The sequence below is a fragment of the Petralouisia muris genome, assembly GCF_004793545.1.
Lineage (GTDB): Bacteria > Bacillota > Clostridia > Lachnospirales > Lachnospiraceae > Petralouisia > Petralouisia muris.
In genome coordinates, this window is the sequence record NZ_SRYA01000204.1 from 1 (window position 1) to 1,413 (window position 1,413).

General features: G+C 42.3%; 1 protein-coding gene. It reads right to left on the reverse strand.

What is annotated here, in order from left to right:
• The coding region (locus E5329_RS29050) for an IS701 family transposase (protein WP_456320044.1) at window positions 1–1,283 on the reverse strand (1,283 nt) is incomplete at its 3' end.
• Between the last annotated feature and the right edge of the window lie 130 nt (window positions 1,284–1,413).

Below are 1,413 nucleotides of genomic sequence, written 5' to 3' on the forward strand. Positions count from 1 at the left end.
AGGACTCTTATAAGAACAGATGATTTTATCATACTTTCGCTCTTTTTCACGAAAGTGGCAAAAAATACTTCCTGCCTTATCTGCTCACTGAGCGCAAACCTGAAATCCTGTACGCTTCCATTACGGTATTTTGAAAACGCCCCTTCCTGATATGGCAGCAGTTTCATTGCACAGTAAGCTATGTTGATTAAATTGATCAGCATTTCAATCCCTTTCCGGCTGCGTAACATGTAACTGCATAATGACCAGAAGGTTTTCTGCTCATAATAGCTAACTTCAATGTTCCATCTGAATGAGTATAGAAACAAGGGGATGTAATCCATCCATGAACTCCCCGTCTGGTTTAAGGGGGCTTTTTCCTGCCATGCACAAAAAATCTGCAGCTGTGTTGGGAATACCGTGCTGAAGAACAGGCGTCTGGAACCGCCTTCCTTCTCTGTGGCTGTCACATAGGCAAGAACTTCCCTTGTGCCGAAAATATTTGTAAGGACACGGCGTGCCCCAATATAATAACCGCCTATTTTTTCATCTGAAAGTATAAAATCTCTTTCCGCTGAAAGGCGTTTCCCATGTTTTGCAGGCCTTCCCCTCCTGCCTGTTGGCTGCGGTGCAAGGCCATAAAGGACAGAATCATACCTTGCATTCCCGATCAGGTCAAGGTTTGGGTATTCATCCACAACAGAAACCAAAGAGCTTTTTGTGTACCAGCTGTCACATAGGATAATGACATTTTTCTTTCCCATTAACTCAGGCATGGCCTGCCGTACCATGGAAGCGGCAAGTTCCAGTTTGGACTCTTTTTTCTGCCACATTCGGTAAGAAAGCGGCACAGACTGGTAAACGATTTTGTCCTTATCCCATACAGGCACGCAGAGCATGACGCTTACAAAGCAGTGCCCATTCAGGTAGTTAGAGCCATTATGTGCGGCATGGTCGAAGAGTTTTGAGGCATCCTCAAATTTCTTCCCGAATTTAGGAACTATAGTGTCATCAATACATAGGAAAACGGGCTGTGTCTCAAGAGACTTCGGAACAAGCTTCAATGTCATGGAGACTGTGACATTCATGAACCTGGAATAATCCACTTTTGCGTAGGAACAGGCATAGTAAAAGGCATTTAGGGATTTCTCAGTAATCTTTGACAGGAAATGCCTGTAAAGGAAACGGATGGAATCCGCGGATTCCAGTGTCAGTATAGAAATCAAAAGCAGGATTAATGTCTGGGCAGTGGGAGCGGAGCAAGTTTCAAAATAATTGTAAAAATATTTATAAAGTCTACCAATTAAAGTTTTTTCATTGTATAATAAGTTTGTCGTACAGGGTCACTTTCCTTTGTAATGTTTTGGTCAAATTCATTATACAACAGAAAGTCCTGTGCGGCATTTTTTTATTAAAAAAGTTGTAAACTGGTGT